General features: G+C 60.4%; 17 protein-coding genes and 1 pseudogene. 11 read left to right on the top strand and 7 right to left on the bottom strand.

Translation table 11 applies throughout. The annotated features are described in order from the left end of the window. Nucleotides 1-41 precede the first annotated feature (41 nt). A complete protein-coding gene (locus AC3WJR_RS20200) occupies nt 42-209 on the bottom strand; it encodes a hypothetical protein (RefSeq protein WP_492727436.1) in 168 nt (55 codons plus the stop codon). A 527-nt stretch (nt 210-736) separates the two neighbouring features. Here AC3WJR_RS20200 and AC3WJR_RS20195 point away from each other — a divergent pair. Together AC3WJR_RS20195 and AC3WJR_RS20190 are read left to right on the top strand one after the other, a co-directional pair. After that, complete coding sequence (locus tag AC3WJR_RS20195; RefSeq protein WP_354281228.1) at nt 737-1,024, top strand: HU family DNA-binding protein; 288 nt, start codon at nt 737-739, stop codon at nt 1,022-1,024. A gap of 441 nt (nt 1,025-1,465) precedes the next feature. Then, nucleotides 1,466-1,633 carry a hypothetical protein gene (locus AC3WJR_RS20190; RefSeq protein WP_354281230.1) on the top strand — a complete coding sequence of 56 codons (168 nt, stop codon included), beginning with the start codon at nt 1,466-1,468 and terminating at the stop codon, nt 1,631-1,633. A 727-nt stretch (nt 1,634-2,360) separates the two neighbouring features. Here the strand turns inward: AC3WJR_RS20190 and AC3WJR_RS20185 are convergent. Next, nucleotides 2,361-2,807: a DUF4142 domain-containing protein gene (locus AC3WJR_RS20185; protein WP_492727434.1), complete on the bottom strand. Its 447-nt coding sequence runs from the start codon at nt 2,805-2,807 to the stop codon at nt 2,361-2,363. A 242-nt stretch (nt 2,808-3,049) separates the two neighbouring features. Between AC3WJR_RS20185 and AC3WJR_RS20180 the strand changes: the two genes are divergently transcribed. The 6 genes from AC3WJR_RS20180 (at nt 3,050) to AC3WJR_RS20155 (ending at nt 7,649) form a co-directional block, all read left to right on the top strand. Next, nucleotides 3,050-3,337: a hypothetical protein gene (locus AC3WJR_RS20180; protein ID WP_492727432.1), complete on the top strand. Its 288-nt coding sequence runs from the start codon at nt 3,050-3,052 to the stop codon at nt 3,335-3,337. A 98-nt stretch (nt 3,338-3,435) separates the two neighbouring features. Beyond that, nucleotides 3,436-4,311, top strand: coding sequence for an SDR family oxidoreductase (locus AC3WJR_RS20175; RefSeq protein WP_492727430.1), 876 nt, complete (start codon nt 3,436-3,438; stop codon nt 4,309-4,311). 143 nt (nt 4,312-4,454) lie between these two features. Then, nucleotides 4,455-4,643, top strand: a complete 189-nt coding sequence (locus AC3WJR_RS20170) for a helix-hairpin-helix domain-containing protein (RefSeq protein WP_492727429.1) — start codon at nt 4,455-4,457, stop codon at nt 4,641-4,643. 255 nt (nt 4,644-4,898) lie between these two features. Beyond that, on the top strand, nt 4,899-5,831 hold the full coding sequence (locus AC3WJR_RS20165; RefSeq protein ID WP_492727427.1) for a CDP-alcohol phosphatidyltransferase family protein: 933 nt from the start codon (nt 4,899-4,901) through the stop codon (nt 5,829-5,831). A gap of 7 nt (nt 5,832-5,838) precedes the next feature. Beyond that, entirely contained in the window at nt 5,839-6,933 is a 1,095-nt protein-coding gene (locus tag AC3WJR_RS20160) for an inositol-3-phosphate synthase (protein WP_492727425.1), read from the top strand. Next, complete coding sequence (locus AC3WJR_RS20155; protein WP_492727424.1) at nt 6,930-7,649, top strand: phosphocholine cytidylyltransferase family protein; 720 nt, start codon at nt 6,930-6,932, stop codon at nt 7,647-7,649. The genes AC3WJR_RS20160 and AC3WJR_RS20155 overlap by 4 nt, the downstream gene beginning before the upstream one ends. 310 nt (nt 7,650-7,959) lie before the next feature. Here the strand turns inward: AC3WJR_RS20155 and AC3WJR_RS20150 are convergent, their stop codons facing one another. Continuing rightward, complete coding sequence (locus AC3WJR_RS20150) at nt 7,960-9,639, bottom strand: methyl-accepting chemotaxis protein (protein ID WP_492727422.1); 1,680 nt, start codon at nt 9,637-9,639, stop codon at nt 7,960-7,962. Between the two features lie 891 nt (nt 9,640-10,530). Here AC3WJR_RS20150 and AC3WJR_RS20145 point away from each other — a divergent pair. From AC3WJR_RS20145 to AC3WJR_RS20135, 3 genes are all read left to right on the top strand, one after another. Beyond that, nucleotides 10,531-12,825, top strand: coding sequence for a hybrid sensor histidine kinase/response regulator (locus AC3WJR_RS20145; RefSeq protein WP_492727421.1), 2,295 nt, complete (start codon nt 10,531-10,533; stop codon nt 12,823-12,825). A gap of 296 nt (nt 12,826-13,121) precedes the next feature. Then, complete coding sequence (locus AC3WJR_RS20140) at nt 13,122-14,204, top strand: molybdopterin-dependent oxidoreductase (RefSeq protein ID WP_492727420.1); 1,083 nt, start codon at nt 13,122-13,124, stop codon at nt 14,202-14,204. A 163-nt stretch (nt 14,205-14,367) separates the two neighbouring features. After that, nucleotides 14,368-15,531 carry an acyltransferase family protein gene (locus AC3WJR_RS20135; protein WP_492727418.1) on the top strand — a complete coding sequence of 388 codons (1,164 nt, stop codon included), beginning with the start codon at nt 14,368-14,370 and terminating at the stop codon, nt 15,529-15,531. A 96-nt stretch (nt 15,532-15,627) separates the two neighbouring features. On the opposite strand, the gene AC3WJR_RS20130 is transcribed toward AC3WJR_RS20135, so the two are convergent. From AC3WJR_RS20130 to AC3WJR_RS20115, 4 genes and pseudogenes are all read right to left on the bottom strand, one after another. Beyond that, nucleotides 15,628-17,094, bottom strand: coding sequence for an MDR family MFS transporter (locus AC3WJR_RS20130; RefSeq protein WP_492727416.1), 1,467 nt, complete (start codon nt 17,092-17,094; stop codon nt 15,628-15,630). Then, nucleotides 17,091-18,308: an MFS transporter gene (locus tag AC3WJR_RS20125; RefSeq protein ID WP_492727414.1), complete on the bottom strand. Its 1,218-nt coding sequence runs from the start codon at nt 18,306-18,308 to the stop codon at nt 17,091-17,093. The genes AC3WJR_RS20130 and AC3WJR_RS20125 overlap by 4 nt, the downstream gene beginning before the upstream one ends. A gap of 366 nt (nt 18,309-18,674) precedes the next feature. Further along, a pseudogene (locus AC3WJR_RS20120) lies at nt 18,675-19,292 on the bottom strand (FMN-dependent NADH-azoreductase). A 19-nt stretch (nt 19,293-19,311) separates the two neighbouring features. Further along, nucleotides 19,312-20,106: a DODA-type extradiol aromatic ring-opening family dioxygenase gene (locus AC3WJR_RS20115; protein WP_492727412.1), complete on the bottom strand. Its 795-nt coding sequence runs from the start codon at nt 20,104-20,106 to the stop codon at nt 19,312-19,314. Between the last annotated feature and the right edge of the window lie 74 nt (nt 20,107-20,180).

Genomic DNA, 20,180 nt, shown 5'->3' with positions numbered 1-20,180 from the left:
GGTTCTCCCTATCGAAGGCTACGCTCCCGTAAAGAGTGCTCTCAAATCGGACGACGAGCCGCTTCTGTTTCAACCCTTTCGATTGCTTCAATCACCTGACGCGCGTGATCCCGGTAGTTCATCCACATCGGGCGGCCCTTGTCGTGCACATCCGTGCCGTATCCATCCAAACGGCATAGCGTCCGGGCAACTGCTTCGATTTTGGTCATGCGATAGGTACGTTAGTGGTGAGAGGTGGACGCTATCGTCCAGATCGGATCGCCCCCGCAAACGAACCTTTCATCGGATCTTTTCAAGGTCGATCGTGTATATTTTCCGCTCCTCGACTCTGCCAACGAGCGTGGAGAACATCCGCATAGAATAATCAGTAGATGTTGCGGATGTGAGCTCCCGCGCCTCGACACGCGTTCAGGATTGCAGGGACCAACGCGTCAAAGTTCCGGCTGACGGTCACAGCCGGATCTGACCTTGCCGACGAGGCAATTGCGCTGGCGCATAGCCGCAGACGCTTCAGTTCGCCATCGAGCAGCACATCGACCCTAACGCAAAGGCCCTCCCATCGCTCTGAGCCCTCTACGACCCGCAGTTCATTGTGCATGCTTCCGACCCCTAGTCGAACGTTCGTTACGGTTAGTGTCGAACATACATTTTGTGCAACTGGCGCGATTTATATCGGGTAAAGAGACTTCCGTAGGTGCCCTAATGGTATGGCTTCACTCAATACAGAGGGCGCGACATGATTCGATCTGAACTCGTACGAGCGGTATCCGCTGACAATCCGGATTTGCCACTGTCCACCATCGAGGCTGCCGTGTCTTGTTTGTTCGAGGAAATTGAGAACCGATTGGTAGAAGGGGGTCGTGTCGAGCTACGGGGCCTTGGCACGTTTAGCACTCGCGCACGCGAAGAACGCGTGGGCCGCAACCCGCGTACTGGCGAACCGGTACAAGTTAACGCAAAGCGAGCTCTTCACTTCAGGGCAGCCGGAGTATTTAGTAAACACCTCACGAAGGGAGGCGAGTGATCAGCACTTGTCACCCATCCCGTTCGCCGAACAGGCGCGGGTCGACCCGGGCGAACTGCGCCAGCAACGGATTTTCGTTCGCTGGCAATTGATCTGCCTGGCACCGCCAGCGGAGCGCGCCAGATAGCCTAGTGGCAGGCGCCATAGTCGAGTTAACACCGCGAGGGTTACGCGATGTCCGGCAGCATGCGTTTGCAGCGTTTCGTGCACCTTGTCGGGTGTGGCGGCGGCGACAGGCTTCATTCGGGCATCCTCGGTTTGCCATTGGCGAGCCACCCACGAGATCAAGAGCACTCCTGCTGCCGCAATCGCAAAGGCTTAAGCGCGATACGCACGTGTACCGATTCTAACCTTGATGGCCGTATGCCAGTACGCAGTTTACTAGTTGTTAACTATTGTGGTCCAGGATTCACAAATCGACAGCGGGGCTGGAGATACATCATGTCCGACGACGCTAAAATCCGTATCGAGTTAGAGCGCATCGAGCGCACTACCTATCTCGTAACGGATCAACAGTCCAAAAGTGCGCTTCAAGCCTATGCTGATGACCTACGGCGCTCCCTCGCCGTTGCGCAGAAGAGCATGTGGGAGTTCAAGTTTGTGATCTGAAGCACACTGTCGATACCGGCATGCGTACATTGGCAGGTCAAGGTTTCATGACGGCCTTGTGCACCTCTTCATATTCCTCGCGAACATGTATCGCTAGGCTATCCTCCTCTGACCCGGTCCATATCAACGTGCCACCGTTGCGAGCCGGCTCGAAGAAGGTGACTGCACCCTTGTCGAGATCGACGCCCCGTCCATCGGGGTAATGCAAATGTATCATCGACCGGCCTTCACCATGAGAGCAAGCATGTACGCACTACTGAAGTGTGATGTGCAAGCGTTTGCTTGATATCGATCTGGGCCGGTCTACAGCGCGGCTGGACGTCAAATTGGGTCGCCACGTCACAGCCATAGCAAGCTCCTGAACTAATTTGAAAGCGCGTCGACGTTTGGCGGCAAGGTCGACGGCCACAACTTCAGCGTCGATCGGCGGACGCCGGAGCGCTCGTGAGAACTCCGAACACTTGCCGAAGCAGCGGGCGTGGATCGCAAGACGCGTCATTCTGACGATCAACGTGACTGATACCCCGCCCGAAGTGTTCGGCCGATTCGACGTCGCTGAGGTCGAGACGACCTATACAATTGCGACTGCATCCTCCGGCGGCGGCAAACGAGTGAACGAACTGATCATCCGAGGTTAGCTGCTTCGCGTTCGCCTAACCATCGGTTGCTGTGAGCGCCTATCCTAGCTCCCCGGCAACGGGTAACGTCGCCGGGGCCTGGCCTTCAGTTACATTGCGGCGAGCATGTCGACGTGATGCTGCACAACGGGGACAATCTTGGCTGCGGCGGCTTTGAGCGGCGCCGCGGTCCCGGTTGACGACTCGTCCTGATGGAGAGCTAGTGCTTCTTGATGCGCTGCCTTCTGCTGCTGAATGTACAGCGTGTCGCGCGCAGTGCCTGTCGCGGCGCGCAACGCAGCGAGATCGCTTGATTGCTTCGCGGTCAACTTAGGTTGGGCGGGATGCAGCCCAGCCTTCATTGCGGCCGCCTTGAGCGCCGCGGTGCTGTTCGTGTGGTCGGTGATCATTTCCTTGGCGAACTTCTTGAGCGCGGGGTTAGCAGTCGACTGCATGAGAAGCGTGCTTGACTGCTTCTCGTAGAGGTCGCCCGCTCCTGCCTTCATGACATAGGTCGCCGAGGTCATCGCCGGCGCAGCGATCGCCGCCGCTGGCATCGTGCTCAACGCCAATATCCCGACAATCTTGCTAGTACGCATCTTTGATCTCCTACTGGAAAAGCGTCTATGCTTTGTCCTGATCATGGAACGTCCGGCACGCTGAATTGCCTCGCAGACGAACAACCATATCTGTTTGATCAATATCAGCTTTAGTCAGACTCGTCCGGTCCTGGTAACGTCGCGGCTTGGTGTGCCGTGAAATATGAGGGTTTTTGAAGTGACCCTCCGCGGGTGGCCACATGAAGATGATTGCCGTCGCGTGTGTTCTCCGGGAAACCAGCCGCTACGGCCTCGACACTATTCGCCAACTGCTGCAGGCTGAGGGGATGTGTAACCGTGCCCGCAATAGCTACGAACCCGAGGCGCTTCACACGCACTTTGGCACCTTGTTTTCCGCCGATCGCCCAATGGACAATCGGTTCAACCCGAGCGAGCTCATGCCGCGTAGCCGTTCAGCCCGCATTTTCCGTTCCCAGGGTTCGGCCAGATCGTCAAGGCTGGCACTGGTTATCGCTGACAACCGGTGAAACGCTGACGCCGACGGGACGTCGTCCTCATGTGCGGCGGCCCGGCACGTTATCGCTCCTGAGCCGTTTGCTGCTGATCTCCACCAGCAGGAACCGCTATGACCGACGATCCACGCAGCAGCCAGCCGACAAGTTTTCCTGATGAGCCGCAGCAGCCGAGACCCGGCTTGACGGCGAAGATGCGATCCAAGCCCGATCACGGCGAGGAGAGCTACGTCGGCAAGGGCCTACTGAAGGGCAATGTGGCGCTGATAACCGGAGGGGACTCCGGTATCGGCCGGGCAGTGGCGATTGCCTATGCCCGTGAGGGAGCCGACGTTGCGATCTCCTATCTTGCCGACGAGCAAGCTGACGCCGAAGAGACACTGACGTGGGTCGAGAAGGCGGGGCAACGTTGCATTTTACTTCCGGGCGATCTTCGCGACCGGGATCACTGCGTAACCCTGGTCGAGCGTACGATCGCGGAACTCGGTGGCATCGATGTGCTCGTCAACAACGCTGCCGCTCAGACAATGAACGAGGGCCTTGATAGCATCGACGACGACGAGATGCAGGCCGCGTTCGCCGCTAACGTCTTTGCCATGATCCGTTTGGCCAAGGCAGCAGCGCCGCACATGAAGCCGGGTTCGGCGATCATCAACACGACCAGCGAACAGGCAAAGGTCGCTGGCAAGAACATGATTATCTACGCAGCAACCAAGGGCGCTATCTCTAGCCTGACGGTGGGCCTGTCCAACCTTCTATCCAGCGACGGCATTCGTGTGAACGCGGTGGCGCCAGGCCCGATTTGGACGCCAATCCAGCCGATCGCCAAGTCACCGGAGGAACTGGAAACACTCGGCCAGAACACGCCGCTCGGCCGCGCTGGACAGCCGGGCGAACTCGCTCCCGCCTATGTGATGCTCGCGTCGGCGGAGGGGAGCTACATGTGCGGTAATGTCGTCGCCGTAACCGGTGGCGTTCCAATTTCCTAAACCCTAACGGCGTATCCTCAGCCGATCGCGACTAAGCGGTCAGCTGAGGTTGCGACAGGACTCAGTTTCGGACGCAGCACGGCACTTGGCGGACCGCCACAAGCGGACGTTGTTTCATCCTGATTGCTTCCATGGACATTCTCATGATCAACCTGAACACCTCTACCGCAGCGGAACTCGACGAGGTGCCGCAGCTTAAAGGACACGGATTCGAGATCGTCCGGTATCGGGAGGAGCGAGGCCGCTTCGACGAAGTGCGCCAGCTGGAAGAAGTGCCTGGCCTCGCAGGCAAGTGGAGCGGAGCAGAGGCGACCGTCGGCATCGATCGTTAACGATTGCAGCAAAGACCCAATAGACGACATTCAGGCGTCGTTGCGCGCTCCCCAACATCAGACATCCGTTCATCTTGGTAGAACACGTCTTCAAGCTTCGGCGGAAGGGGTTGGGGCGGGTCGTACCAGAGTTAGATATTCAGACCGCCCTGCCCGCTTCCCGACTTTGGCCGTGCATTCACTATGATGAGTGGCGGCCCTCATGTTGGTGCAAAGTCATCGTTGAACGGCAAATTATTTATCGTACGACTGTCGTTGAGCAAGGCTTTTGGGAAGTACTCCGGCTTCGTAAAATCACTTGATGCGCATCCCGGTTGCCCTGTACGGGTCGGTTCAATGACAGCTCCTACGCCGGACCGGTCGCGGGATCGCCGGATCGAGGATCCGACAAACCTCTGGATCATACATCCTGCAGCACATCTGCTGCTGCCGTGGTTTATCGCACGTGGAATTTCAGCCAATGCCGTTTCGCTGAGCGGGCTTGCCGTTGGCGGGTTAGCAGCGCTGGCCTACGCACATTGGCAGAGCTGGGCGTTCGTGATGCTGGGCCTGCTACTGTCGATTGCATGGCTTGTTGCGGACGGGCTTGATGGCATGGTCGCGCGGGCTACCGGCACCAGCAGCCCGCTTGGCCGAGTGCTGGACGGCCTGTGCGACCACGGAGTGTTCACATTGATTTACGTCGTGCTCGCGTGCTCGATCGGGACGGCTGCGGTCTGGGCGTTGACGCTGGCGGCGGGTGCAGCACATTCGGTCCAATCGAACCTATATGAAAGCGAGCGCGCCCGCTTCCACCGCCGCTGCATGGGCGTGGCAGTAGCCACGCGGCCGACACCGAGCCGCAATCCGCTCGTCCGGCTCTACGATTACGTCGCAGGTACGCTGGAACGCTCTGCCGGTCGCTTCGATGCGGTCCTTGGCGCACACTCGAACCCTGCAAAGCTGGCGACCGCATATGGCGCGGCAGCGGTCGGGCCGATGCGCCTGATGACCCTTCTCAGCGCCAACGTGCGGGTCTACGCGATCGGTGTCGCCTGCCTTGCTCACGATCCGCGCTGGTTCTGGTGGTTCGAGCTTGGGCCACTTTCCGCGGTCTTGCTGGTTGGAATATTTTGGCACCGTAGGGTCGAAGCGCGACTATCTGATGCCGCCGCGATCGTAACACCCTCATCTACCCGAAGGACGTGAAGAACCAATGACGAGTATCAACGTCGCCCTGATCGGCATCGGCAATTGTGCGAGCTCCTTGGTTCAAGGACTGTCGTATTACCGCGAAGGGGCGAACGAGACGATCGGCCTAATGCACCACGACCTGGGAGGCTACCGGCCGAGCGACATTCAAGTCGTGGCGGCATGGGACGTCGACCGGCGCAAGGTCGGCAAGGACGTTGCCGAGGCGATCTTCACCAAGCCCAACTGCACCACGGTCTTTTGCGCGTCGGTCGAATCGACGGGCACCACCGTGCGGATGGGTAAGGTTCTGGACGGTGTTGCCGAACATATGGCGGACTATGCGGACGACCGTACCTTCCTCCTCGCCGACGCGCCGGAGCCGACCAAGGAAGAGGTTGTCGCCGCGCTCCGTTCTACCAAGGCGGACGTGCTGATGAACTATCTCCCGGTCGGATCGCAAGCGGCCAGCGAGTTCTACGCCGAATGCGCGCTTGAGGCAGGCGTGGCATTCGTCAACAACATCCCGGTATTCATCGCCAGCAACCCCGAATGGGCTAACCGCTTCGCGCAGGCCGGCGTCCCGATCATCGGCGACGATATCAAGGCACAGCTGGGGGCGACGATCGTCCACCGCGTGCTGACTGATCTGTTCGCGAAGCGCGGCGTCAAGCTGGAGCGCACCTACCAACTCAACACCGGCGGCAATACCGACTTCCTCAACATGTCGAACCATCGCCGGCTAGCCTCAAAGAAGATTTCCAAGACCGAGGCGGTGCAATCGGTCGCCGCTGAACGGCTCGAGGACGACAACGTACATATCGGCCCATCGGATTACGTGCCTTGGCAGAACGACAACAAGGTCTGCTTCCTGCGCATGGAAGGTACGATGTTCGGCGGGGTTCCAATGAACCTTGAGCTCCGTCTCTCTGTAGAGGATAGTCCCAACAGCGCGGGCGTTGCGATCGACATGATCCGTTGCGCTAAGCTGGCGCAGGATCGAGGACTGGCTGGTCCGATCGATGCCGCATCCGCCTACTTCTGCAAGCATCCGCGCACGCAGATGACCGACGACCTCGCAGCACAGGCGGTGGAAGACTTCATCATGCAGCGGGAATGATCGACACCGCGATTCTGCTGGCGGCGGGCGAAGGCAGTCGCCTACGTTCCGCCGCCCCGCTCAAGCCTCTTTGCCCGGTCGGCGGTAGACCGCTCATCGATCATGCAATCGCCGGTCTGGCTAATGCCGGACTGAAGAATGTGATTGTGGTGCTGGGTTACGGTGCCGAGCAGATTGAGGCGCATATTGCGGCGATGACGTGGCCGATCATTGTCCAGACGGTGCGAACCGAGGATTATCGCAAGCCAAACGGTGTTTCGCTCCTTGCGGCGGAAGGGCATGCCGCCGGTCGGCAGGCGCTGCTGGCAATGTGCGATCATCTAGTCGACCCCGAACTCTACCGCCGCACTGCCGAAGCTGGCGCTACCGGCATGGCGCGATTGGCGATCGACCGTCGGATCGGCAGCGATTGGGTCGACCTGAACGATGTCACATGCGTCCGGACCGAAGGCGAGCGGATCGTGGAGATCGGCAAGGGTCTCGTTTCCTACGACTGTTTTGATACGGGCGTATTCGCGATCGGGGCTGGATTATTTGCCGCGCTTCACGGGCTGGACGATCCCTCCATCACCGAGGGCATGCGCATTCTCGCGCAGGAGGGGTGCGCGTTAACCCTCGATTGCAGCGATCTAGCCTGGATCGATGTCGATGATCAGGCGGCGCTAGACACGGCGGAGGCGTGGCTGCGAGGAGGTGGTGTCGAAAAATCACGTTGACGTTGCGGCCGCGTCTCAATCCAACATTGGCCAGCTCACTTTGCCGACTGTCTAAGTGGCAAGGGCTGGCTATGTCCCAAGCATTAACCGCCATACGGCACTGGCCGCAACGACCCAGACGCGGACATTCAAGTGCGCTTCCCCGCCTCCCACTTTCGGACATTCGTTCAGGCGGTTGGACGGCAAATTTTGAGCGTCTAAATCAGCCCTCTGTACGACCTGAAACTGGTGGACTGCAGACCGTCTGCTTAGGGAGGCAAAAGCGCAGATCATGGAAAAGCGTGCTCTAACGATGGGCCATCGCCTCTATCTATGCGAGCCGCAATTCATCAAGAAATGCGACGGTAACCTGCTGCAGCATGGTCGATTGCATGGATACGCGGCGACTGGTCGCGCCAACCTCTTCGGTTAGGCGGCCGGTGGCATCGGCACTTTCTGCAAAGGAGGTTACCTGATCTCGCATATCGCGAACATGGTTGGCCACAACTTCAACGGCTTTGCCGATCTCGACGGTGGCATTGCGTTGGTCGTCGATGCTTCCTGCGATGGATGTTGCGATGGCAGCGACCCCATCAATGCTAGAAACCGTCTTGTGCACAGCGTCGGTCGCTACATCCACTTGCGCAAAGATGTTCTCGATATGGGAGGACACATCCCCGGCTGTCACCCGAGTATGAACAGAAAGCGATTTCACCTCAGCCGCAACAACCGCAAAGCCGCGCCCCGCCTCACCGGCCCTAGCGGCCTCAATCGTGGCGTTCAGGGCGAGCAGGCTGGTCTGCTTGGCAACATCAGTGATAACAGCCGTCATATTGCCGATTTGGGTTGCCCGGTCGCACATCCCCGCGATCGCTCCCGAACTTGCTTCCGCCAATGCATGGGCGCCAGCGCTTAGAGTGGCGTGATCGTCGACCTGTGACGCGATATGAGTGATAGTTGTGCCGAGCTGATTAGCAGCGGCAGCCAGGGTCGATACCGATGAAGATGCCGCCTTGGCGCGATAGGATACTTCGCTAACCGCACCCGCGCTTTCGTCTGCGATCACGGCGAGGCGCTGCGCTGATTGTTCCAGATCGAAGACCGCGGCAGATACCTGTTGCGCCACGCTCAAGACGTTGGCTTCAAAATGCTCTGCCAGCTCAATCATGACATTACGGCGTTGTGCCTCTGCGGCACCTGCCGCCGTAGCCGCTGCCGCAATATGTTCCGAGCGGAGATGCGCAGCCTCAGTGCGAGCATTCGCCGCATCTACTCGCGCTGCAGCAGTGAGACTGTCAGCCGCCCGCGTCGCAGCCTCGCTGTCGATCAATCGTTCAGTCGCGCAAGAGGCTGCGACGAATACCCGGCATTGATCTACGGCCGCCCGGCCTAGCACGGTGAGATACAAGATCGTCAGAGCCGACGCGCTGGTCAGCCCCCCAATTCCGTAACCTGCAGACATGATCGTCATAGGTATGGCGATTGGAACACTAAACCCCAAGAACGCTACGGGTAAATAATAGTACATGACCAACCCTGATGCGATCACACCCATCTGGATCCACAGGATCATCATCACAACATTAGCGTCGCCAATAGCAGTAATGCCCCAACCTAGCGTACCCCACCCAATGCCCAGACTGATTGCCACGAGCAGATGCGATCTAGCGAACGCATTGAGATCGGTCCCCGGCGTCATCAGCCACACTCGTGCTACTATAGCTGTAATGCCGATGATTGCGGCACCACCAAGGAGAAGCGGTTGGTTCCCCCGGCGCCAGAACACAACAAGGGCAATGCTAACGAGCATCAAAGCCAGCGGAATGAGCGGTCGCATCCCCCTCGTAACAGCAGTTAATTGTTGGCAAAAAGCCTTTTGCCGAATGACGTCGTGGTCAACGCTGATCGCCACCACGTCATGACAGTAAGATTGCAGGGAACGTAGCAGGTCGACGCCGATGGCATGGCCTCTGCGTTCCGCTATGGCTAACAGATGATGGTTTTCTCCCATGACAACAAGCCATTGCAGCGCAAAGTTGCTGCTTGGTTAAGGCGACTCTATGTCAGCGAGACATGAGAATCTGACTAGGATAAGCGATAGGGTCGATGCGTCTCGCACGCCTCTTCAAATAAGCCCAGACACAATCGTCAGACCCGCAGTCTTCATGCTTGCAAATGCGCGCGGGATCGCGATCGGGTAACGTCACCTGGCGGTAAGGCATGATGATATTGCTGATTTGGTTACCGTCCTTATGACGACGGTTCGGGTCCGCCGCACGTACCGGTCTCTTTTGGTGACGCCAAATCGACCGGCGGTTCCACATCACCAATGGGGCGTCCGGCAACCGCGTTGTGCCGCAACCCTTATAGCATCCGCTTATGGGCGCTAGCCGCCGGTCCGCGTTGCGGCTGCCAAGACCCAATACCGACCATTTACGTCCTGCTTGCCGCTACCCGATACCTGCCGCTTGTTCATGCGAGCGGACTGCTTGTAAGGCGAGCTCAAGCGGCAGTGCGAAACAGTTGAGATTGGAGCCCTCCTGCAAAGCGTTTGCCAGGAGCCTTACAGCGGATACCTGACGCTTGGTTCGCCGGCCTTCCGTTCCCAATTCTGTTGCTTTGGGACACGATCGACCCTGCTAGGTCGATACTGTCCTGTATGCCCGGTAGAAAGCATCTTCCTGGTCTTATTCCGACTGACGCAACCCTGTGACGACGCTAGACAGTGCAAATGTCATCCAAGCCAAATCTCGCTTCAGACTGCTCTACCGCATTCCTTACAGATGGCGGGGAGATGGGTGCGCGGATGCGCTCGCACGATTGGGCAGCAACGTCGCTAGGCTTGCCGGAGAACTGGCCGCTATCGCTAAAGGCAGTTTTATCAGTCTGTCTGAAGTCTCCAATGATGGGCGCGGTGCTCTGGGGACCTGACCTCCTGTTACTTTACAACGATGCGTATGCCCCCTCGCTTCACGACCGCCATCCCGCTGCGCTAGGGCGTCCCGTAGCTGAGGTTTGGGGTGACGCTTGGAAACAAGTTGCACCGCCTTTCCTCCACGCGCTGAAGACGGGCGAAGGTTTCGCTAACGAAGGCGTTGAAATAGATATCGTTCGTTATGGTACGCTGGAGAAGACGGTTTGGGACTTCACCGCGTCGGCAATCCACGGCGAACACGGGTGCATCGTTGGACTACTCAATCAAGGTGTCGAGAGTACCGAACGGGTACGCGCCACCGAGGCTCTGAAAGCAAGCGAGGCTGAGCTGCGTGTTCTGAACGACACGCTTCAGGAACGGATTGTCGCCATAGCGGCGGAACGTGATCGGCTCTGGCAGGTGTCCCGCGACCCGTTTGTAATCTGCGACCGGGAAGGTCGCTTTGTGGACACCAGCCCGGTCTGGCAAGACCTGCTCGGCTACCGGCGTGAGGATCTGATCGGGCGCACATCCGAGTGGATGGAGCATCCCGACGATGTCGCGAAGAGCCGAGCTGAAGTCGAGAGGGTGGCGAACGGCGGCATTACGCGTCAGTTCGTCAATCGCCTGCGAACCAAAGATGGACAATACCGTTCATTCGCCTGGACAGCGGTTCTCGATGGTGATCGCTTCTTCTGCGTCGCGCGCGACGTCACCGACGAGATTGGGCTCGCGGCCTCTCTCCGGCTCTACGGAGACATCGTCGAGTCCGACACTGCGCCGATCGTCGCTTGGGATAGGAATTTGAGGCTAATCGCTTTCAACAAGGCGCACAGCGATGCTTATCGTGTGGTCTACGGTATCGAGCAGCAGCTCGGCGACTCTCTGATTGAGCAGTTCGTGCCCGATCAGGCAGTTATCGTTCAGGGCTTCATGAGACGCGTGTTGGCTGGCGAAACGTTCAACGTGCGCCAGGAATTTGGCGATCCGGCCTTGCGCAAGCCATCCTGGGACATCGTATATAGTCCGCTTCGCGACGCATCGGGCGAAATCGTCGGCGCCTTTCATCACGCCAAGGACATCACGGCTGAGGTGCAGGCGGCAGCTGAATTGGCAGTTACACAGGAAGCGCTCAGACAGTCGCACAAGATGGAGGCGGTGGGGCAGCTAACGGGCGGATTGGCGCACGATTTCAATAATCCCCTGACCGGTGTGATGGGCAATCTCGAGCTGCTTCAGATGCGGGTGGCGCGCGGCCGCCTTGACGATCTCGACCGCTTTATTGGTGCGGCACAAGGCGCAGGCCGGCGCGCAGCTGCTCTGACGCAACGCCTGCTCGCCTTCTCCCGCCGTCAGACACTCGATCCCAAGCCTACCGACGTCAACCAACTGATTGCTGGACTGGAGGAGATGCTGCACCGGACGGTCGGCTCTATGGCCCAGATCGAAGTCATCGGTGCCGTCGGGCTATGGACGGTCAGTATCGACGCAAGCCAGCTTGAGAACGCCATCCTCAATCTGTGCATCAACGGTCGCGACGCAATGCCGGATGGCGGCAAGCTGACTATCGAGACGGCCAACAAGTGGATCGACGATCGGGCGGGTCGCGAACGCGATCTACCACAGGGCCAATACATTTCGCTCTGCGTCACGGATAACGGAACGGGCATGTCGCCGACGACGATCGAGCGTGCGTTCGAGCCATTCTACACTACCAAACCGATCGGTCAGGGAACTGGACTTGGCCTGTCCATGATCTATCGTTTTGCGCGCCAGTCAGGGGGCCAGGTCCGGATCTATTCGGAGATGGGGCTGGGCACGACGGTATGCCTGTATGTGCCGCGCCATCACGGCGAAGCTGAACATATTGGATTGGAGGAGGCGGGCGTGTTGGCCGCTAGCACTGATCGACAGACGGTACTTGTCGTCGAAGATGAGGCCACCATCCGCCACCTGATGGACGAAGTGCTCGATGACCTTGGCTACACCGTCATTGGCGCAGCCGACGGAGCTGCTGGAATAAAGGTACTGCAATCGGGAGCCCGAGTTGACCTGCTCATTACCGATGTCGGGCTGCCTAATGGAATGAACGGTCGACAGGTGGCGGACGAGGCCCGACGGCTGCGGCCAGGCTTGAAAGTGCTCTTCATCACGGGCTTTGCTCAGAATGCGGCAGTAGGAAACGGACATCTGGATCCCGGCATGGAGTTGTTGACCAAGCCGTTCACGCTCGAAGCTTTGTCTGTGAAGGTGGCTGACATCCTCAAATCGCCGGCGATCTAAACGTTTACCTGGAAGCCTCTGACGGCATTAAGCCGGGCAGACCCAATTATGGCCGTTCGGAGGGGCCCACGGCTTATCCAACTTCTGCCGCTCGTTCATATTCGCGGGAACTTCTCTAGCGGGCGGGCTGCAAGCGGCCCTTCCCCCATAAACCTTCTAAGGACTCGGCCAGAATACAGGCACGCCGCGTTATGGGATGAACCGCACGCGAGCGGGCCGCGCTGCGACGGCCGGCATAGTCAGTAATTACCGCCGCCGCTATGCTGCAAGGACGCGAGACCATAGGAGCGGGCATCATGGATGACTTCAACGAAGCAGACTTCATCATCCAGCAGCGCGAGCCGTTTAACGCCGAGCCGCTGCCCAGCCGGCTTATCGAGCGATACCTCACCCCGCAGGCCCTGCTCTACGTCCGGAGCCATGGGGTTATACCCCACCTAGCCGGCGACCATGCGATCAGGTTTGGAGGCAATGGCCTGCGCGACGCCGACCTGACACTTGCCCAGTTCAAAGCACACTTCGCCGAGCGACGCATCGTCGCGACCATGCAATGCGCGGGAAACCGTCGAGCCGATCTCCAGTTGGCGGGAAAGACTAACGGCGACCCATGGGAAGTCGGCGCAATCGGCAACGTCGAATGGACGGGCGTCAGCCTCGCCGAGGTGTTGGGCGAGTTGGGCATCGGGGACCGGCGTGAGGGCTATATTGCCTGCACTGCCGCAGACGTGGACAAGGTCGAAGGTGAGACGCACCCTTACGAAATCTCGATCTCATTGCAGCGCGCTATGACGGGCAACGTCTTGATCGCCTGGGCTATTGGCGGTGAGCCGCTCAGCCCGGCACACGGCGCGCCCATGCGATTGGTGGTACCGGGCTATGCGGGAGTGCGGAGCGTAAAGTGGGTGACCCGTATCGAACTGCGCGACAAGCCCAGCGCTGCGCCGATCCAAGCCCGGGACTATAAACTGTTCCCGCCCGATGAGGACGGTCGAGACGTCGATTGGAGCAAGGGAATGGTGATCGAGGCAATGCCGGTCAACTCTGCCATCTGCGTCCCTCGCAATGGTGAGATCGTCGGTGCCGGCCCGCTGGCGGTCACCGGCTATGCGCTAGCTTACGGCCGCCGCGTTGCGCGCGTTGACCTCTCGATTGATGGAGGCCGGCACTGGGCGCAAGCACAATTCATCGACCAAGAAACCGTCCCGGATGCATGGCAGCGTTGGCGTTGCGATATAGACGTGGCCCCAGGCCAGAACGAGATAGTGGTGCGTGCCGTCGATGACGCCGGGCAATCGCAGCCCGAGCGGGCAGAAGATGTCTGGAACTTCGCCGGCTACCTCTCGACGGCTTGGCACCGAATTACCGTCGACGTGAGATGACCCATATGCGGTCATTCAGCCCCGCTTATCGCGTATCCAACTCTCGCCGTTCATTCATCTACCACATGCGCTAATCTGGGGCTCCTCTGCTGACCGCGATCTATGGTTGTGGTCAAACGGTCCATCGGCCAGCGTTGCGTTGAGGTACGACGGGAGAGCGAGCATGGCAGAAGTGTTGCGATTGGCAGTGGCGGATACACCAGCATCGCCGCCCGGCGTTTCAAATACGGCATCGGATCAGACAGCGACGGGCAAAGAGCATTTCGAGGTACTCGACGGTCTGCGCGGCACCGCTGCCATGCTCGTTGTGCTGTTCCACATTCAGGGCATCACGGTGATGTGGGATGCCTCCAAGGTCATTCTTCACCACGCGGTCCTGGCCGTCGACTTCTTCTTCCTGTTGTCCGGCTTTGTGATTGGTTACGCCTATGACGATCGCTGGGACCGTATGTCGGTCCGCCATTTTCTGACTTTGCGACTGATCCGGCTGCACCCGCTCGTGATCCTTGGCGTTATGCTGGGCTTCGTGAGCTATCTGTTCGACCCGTTTGCCGGTAGCGCGCAAAGCGTCCCGCTGGGCAAGCTGCTTGGGGCGTTCACTCTTGGGCTGTTTCTGTTGCCCGCCGGGCCGCTCCCTAATCGCTGGAGCGACACGCACCCTTTCAACGGGCCGTGCTGGAGTCTGCTGCAGGAATACATCGGCAATGTCGCCTACGCGCTGCTGCTTCGTCGCTTGCCCACCCGCGCGCTGCTGGCGATCGCGATCGCAAGTGGGATCGTCCTCGTCGTCTGCGGGCTCCGACTTGGCAGTATGGATCAGGGTTCGGGCTGGGATAGCTTGTGGATGGCACCCGTCCGGCTGTGCTTCCCGTTCGTCATGGGGCTTTGGCTTTTCCGCGTACGAGGCCGACTGCCGTTCTTCCGCCTTGGTTATCTGCCGCTGACGGTCGTCCTGATCGCGTTGGCCGCGTTCCCGACACTGTCGGACGTGGGCGCGGTCAAGCTCAACGGTCTATACGAGACGGCGTGCATTGTCATAATATTCCCGCTCGTCATATTCTCCGGCAGCCACTCAGAAGCGGGGCGCGGCATGATGACGCTGTGCAAGTTCGTCGGGCGCATGTCCTACCCGATCTACATGACGCATTTTCCATTCCTGTATGTCTGGATGAACTTCGTAGCGAACGACCATCCGACCCAAGATACGCTGGTAGTCATCGGGCTGGCGCTTGTTCCCCTCCTCATCGCAGTTGCATGGGCGTCGTATACATTCTGGGACGAGCCGATCCGTGCGCGGCTCCGCACCGCACTTGGCGGCCATCGTTAATGGACATTAAATTCAATGCCGGTCTGTCGCCCGGTTTCCCACCAGTACGATAAACGGCCCACACGCAGACGTTCACGCCGCCTCAGCTGCCCACAATCAGACATCAGTTGACGCGGCATGGTCCTTAGTTGCTTTCGGCACAAACACCGAGAGCGCTAGTGTTACGCCTGCGATCAGCAGGACGCCCCAGAACGTCAGATGCAGGCCGTGCGCCAGCCCTGCCCGGCTCGCCAGTGCGCCTGCCGCTGACCCATGACCCGCGAGCAGTTGCTGGACCTGTTGCAGCGACCCGGCGTGGCCGCGGGCAAGGCTGGCGTTGAGCACGGTGCCGAGCACAGCCGCCCCAAGCGTGCTGCCCAGATTGCGTGCAAACAGGTTGGAGGCCGTCGCGGCCCCACGCTCTGCCCAGCCCACGCTGCCCTGGATCAGCACGATCGCGGCCGTGCTCAGGAATCCCATCCCGAACCCCATTACCAAGGACCCGAACCCCGCCACGAGCGGCGAACTCAGCGGAGACAGCAGCACAAAGGGTATCGCGCCAACCGGCAGCAAGGCCGCGCCGAAGACCAGGATCGGTCGCAGGCCGAAACGTCTGAAGTTGCGCGCGCCGAGCGTTGCCGCGATCGGCCAGCCGAGTACCATGGCGGTGAGCATGAAACCCGCCTCGAGCGGCGAACGACCCATCACAGCCTGGACGTACATCGGCAGGAAGGTCGTGAGGCCAATGACCGCCATGCCGCTGAACAGCGTCACCGCGTTGGTCGCGGCGATCGTGCGGCGTGCCCAGAGCGTAAACGCAATCATCGGATCGCTCGCGCGCCGCTCCTGCACGACGAACAGCGCTCCGGCAGCGATGCAGACCAAGGCGGCGATCGCGGCGGTGCCGCTGCCAGCCGGCCCGACTTCGGTGAGCGCCACCATCAGCGCCGCGATCGCGACCGTGAACAAGCCCGCCCCGATAGCGTCAACGCTGCGCTCGTGCGTCGACACGGTCTCGCGCAGGAACAGGTAGAAGCCGGCCGCCGCAGCGAGTCCGATCGGTACATTGATCCAGAAAATCCACGCCCAGCTGAGATGCTGGATGATAAGACCGCCGGCAAGCGGCCCGATCACCGACGAGATACCCCACACGCTCGCCAACCAACCCTGAACCTTGCCGCGCTCATGCGTTGCGTAGAGGTCGCCGATGACCGTGATCGACACCGGCTGGATCGCGCCTGCACCAAGGCCCTGGACGAGACGAAAGACGATCAGCGACGGCATCGACCAGGCGAAGCCGCACAACACCGAGCCGAGCAAAAAGATGCCGATGCCGACCAGCAGTACCGATCGCCGGCCATAGAGGTCGGCAAGTTTGCCGAACACCACCGTTGTCGCCGTCTGCGCGAGCAGGAAGGAGGAGAACACCCACGCGTAATATTGCAGGTCACCGAGCTGTCCGGCGATTTGCGGCATCGCGGTGGACACGATCGTTGCCTCGATCGCGATCATGAACGACGCCGCCATCACGGCCGCCAGGACGAAGCCCCGACGCACCGCAGGTGGCTTGGAAGCCTCGGTCATGCCACCGCCTCGCTCGATCCACTTACGGGTCTCTGGCGGCGTTCCACAATCGTCCAGAGCAAAGTGATCGCCCAGATGGCGAATCCTCCGAGCGCCAGCGCACAGCCCACCCATCCAGTCGCGGTCCAGCCATAGCCGGCCGCCACCACCATCCCAGCGAGCCAGGGGCCAAGCGCATTGGCGGTGTTGAACGCCGAATGGTTCAGCGCCGCCGCCAGGCCTTGCGCGTCCTCCGCCACATCCATCAGCCGGGTCTGCAACACGGTGCCGAGCGCACCGCCAAGTCCGATCGCGAACACTGCCAGGACGATCGACCACAAATGGTGCGCCGCCACGGTGTAGACCGCGAGCGACGTAGCGCTCCACAACAGCAACGCTCCCGCCGTTGGCATCAACGCGCGATCGGCGAAGCGCGGGACGATCAGATTGCCCGCGGTCATGCCGATCCCGAACACCGCGAGCACCAGCGGCACTACCGTCGATTGCACGCCCGTCACTTCAACCAGCGTGGACGCAAGATAGGTATAGACCGCGAATAGTCCGCCAAAGCCGATCGCGCCGACGCCGAGCGTCAGCCACACTTGCGCGCGGCGCAATGCGCCTAGTTCGCGAAGCGGGCTGGCGTCGGCGTCGGGCCAGTCGCGCGGGACGATCGCCAGCACCAGCACCACGGTCGCAAGCGCGCACACGGTCACAACGCTGAAACCCCAGCGCCAACCGGCCACTTGCCCGAGCCAGTTGGCGAAGGGCACGCCGATGATTGTGGCGGTCGTCAGCCCGAGCATCACGCGCCCCACGGCTTGTGTGCGCTGCTCTTGGGGAACAAGCGACGCGGCGACCAGCGACGCGATGCCGAAGTAGGCACCGTGCGGCAAGCCGCTGAGAAAGCGAAATACAAGCATCGCGTGATAGGATGGCGCCAGCGCGCTCAGCCCGTTGGCGAGCGCGAAAAGCGACATCAGCACGATCAGCAGCGTGCGGCGGCTAAGGCGGGTGCCGAACACGGTCAGCAACGGCGCGCCCACCACGACCCCGAGCGCATAGACGCTGATGACGTTCCCAGCGGTCGGCTCGTCGATGTGCAACCCGCGAGACATGTACGGCAGCAGGCTCATCGTCGCGAACTCGGTCACACCGATCGCAAAACCACCGAGCGCCAGCGCGAAGTGGATAAGCCCGACCGAGGCAGACCGGTCGGGCGGGGGGATAGGCATAAGTTGAGTCCAGATTGTGCGCTGCAGCAACGCGCGAACAGGCATTTGGCTGCCCTTGATATTCCTGATGGGGACAAGGCATTTGGAAGCCCTGCTCGGCACTAGCGATCCGCGACCGACAGCCTGCGGTAATCTTGTCCATGGTCGCGCTGGATCAGGAACCGCGGGGTCACACGTCAAGGAGCTTGGCTCCGCGCGTTTCCAAAAAGCGTTGATCAGGATGCTGGCTTCTCAGACCCATGGCCGGACGTTCAAGCCCGCCTTTCCCCTTCCTAATACCGGCCGTTCGTTCAGGACGTGTTGATCGTCATCCGCGCTCTATCGGTGCAAGGAGTCGCTTCCCCAGCATGCGTCACCGCGGGAGGTTCAGGCGGCTGTAGCGCGCTCGATCTGGGGGGTAAGGATCGCGATGAAACCATCCATCGTCTGCTCGCCCAGGTCGACCACCTTCGCTCCGCCACCAGCTACCACGGTCACGTCGGTGATGCCGATGACGCTCAGGATAAGGCGCAGGTATTGGGTGGCGATGTCGCGATCTCGGATCGGCGAGCCTTCGGTATAAACGCCGCCCGAGGCGAGCAGCACCGTCGCTTTCTTACCGGTGACCAGACCACTGCCATCATGCCCTAGCGTCAGCCCCTTGCGAACGATGTGGTCTATCCACGCTTTCAGCGCCGCGGGTACATTGTAGTTATAAACCGGCGTTGCGATGACGACGTGGTCGGCAGCAAGTAACTCGCTGACCAGCTCGTCCGACAGGCGCCGTGCCTCCTTCATTTCCGGCGAGTGCTGCTCGGCTGGCATGAATTAGGCCTGAAGCCAAGGCGCGGTCACGAACGGCAGGTTGGTTTCCATGAGGTCCCGGTGGATGATCTCGCCGTGTGGGTGCGCGGCCTGCCATCCAGCGATGAAGCGACGCGTCATCGCGCGCGAGATGGAATGATCGCCCCGCGGGCTGGTCTCGACGACAAGAAGCTTGGTCATGATAGTTTCCCTGAGATGATTATCCGAAGCGGAAGCCGGAGATCGGCTTACCGAGTACGTGTCCGTGGAAGACGGTCCGGCCGGGCTCGCCGGACGCGGCCCCCGCCGCCGCCATTAGCGGCAGCAGGTGATCTTCGTGCGGCTGCGCCAGACGGGCGCCGGGCGCCTGATCCCACGCGATCAGCGAACGGTTCCGCGTGTTGCCGTCCGCCATCGCTTGGCGGAGCCATGTATCGAATGCCTCCGCGTCGGGATCGGTTCGCCGGCCCGCGCCCATGAAGCCTCGCATATTGTGGTAGCTCTGGCCGCTGCCGACGATCAGGACGCCCTCTTGGCGCAGCGGCGCCAACGCGTGACCGATGGCGAGATGTACTGAGGGATCGAGCCCCTGCTTCAGCGACAGTTGCACGGTGGGAATGTCGGCATCGGGGAACATGACCTTGAGCGGCACGAAGACGCCATGGTCCCAGCCGCGCGTAGCGTCTGCGCCGCTTTCGATGCCGGCAAGATCGAGCAGGTCGCACACCCGTGCCGCCACCTCCGAACTCCCGGGCGCGGGCCATGTCAATTGGTAGGTGTGCTCGGGAAACCCGCCATAGTCGAAAAGCAGAGGCGGCGCCGCGCCAGCGTTGACCGTGGGGCGTGCCTCTTCCCAGTGACCCGATATCACAAGGATTGCGCGCGGCTGCTCTTCGAGCGCTGCGGCAAAACCCCGGAGATAAACTTCCAGTTCGGACCACGCCTCCCGCATCGGACCGGGATCGAGGAAGAAGCACGGGCCGCCTCCGTGGTTGATGAAGAAGGTCGGTTGCATGATGCTGATCTAGGCTCCACGCTCGCCAAGCAGGAGAGATCAAATGGTGATTGTCTCCATCAGCGTAGATGATG

The sequence above is a fragment of the Sphingomonas sp. FW306-05-A genome (genome assembly GCF_058782275.1).
The sequence above is the reverse complement of the archived record's forward strand: the minus strand, read 5'-3'. Positions and strand labels throughout refer to the sequence as shown.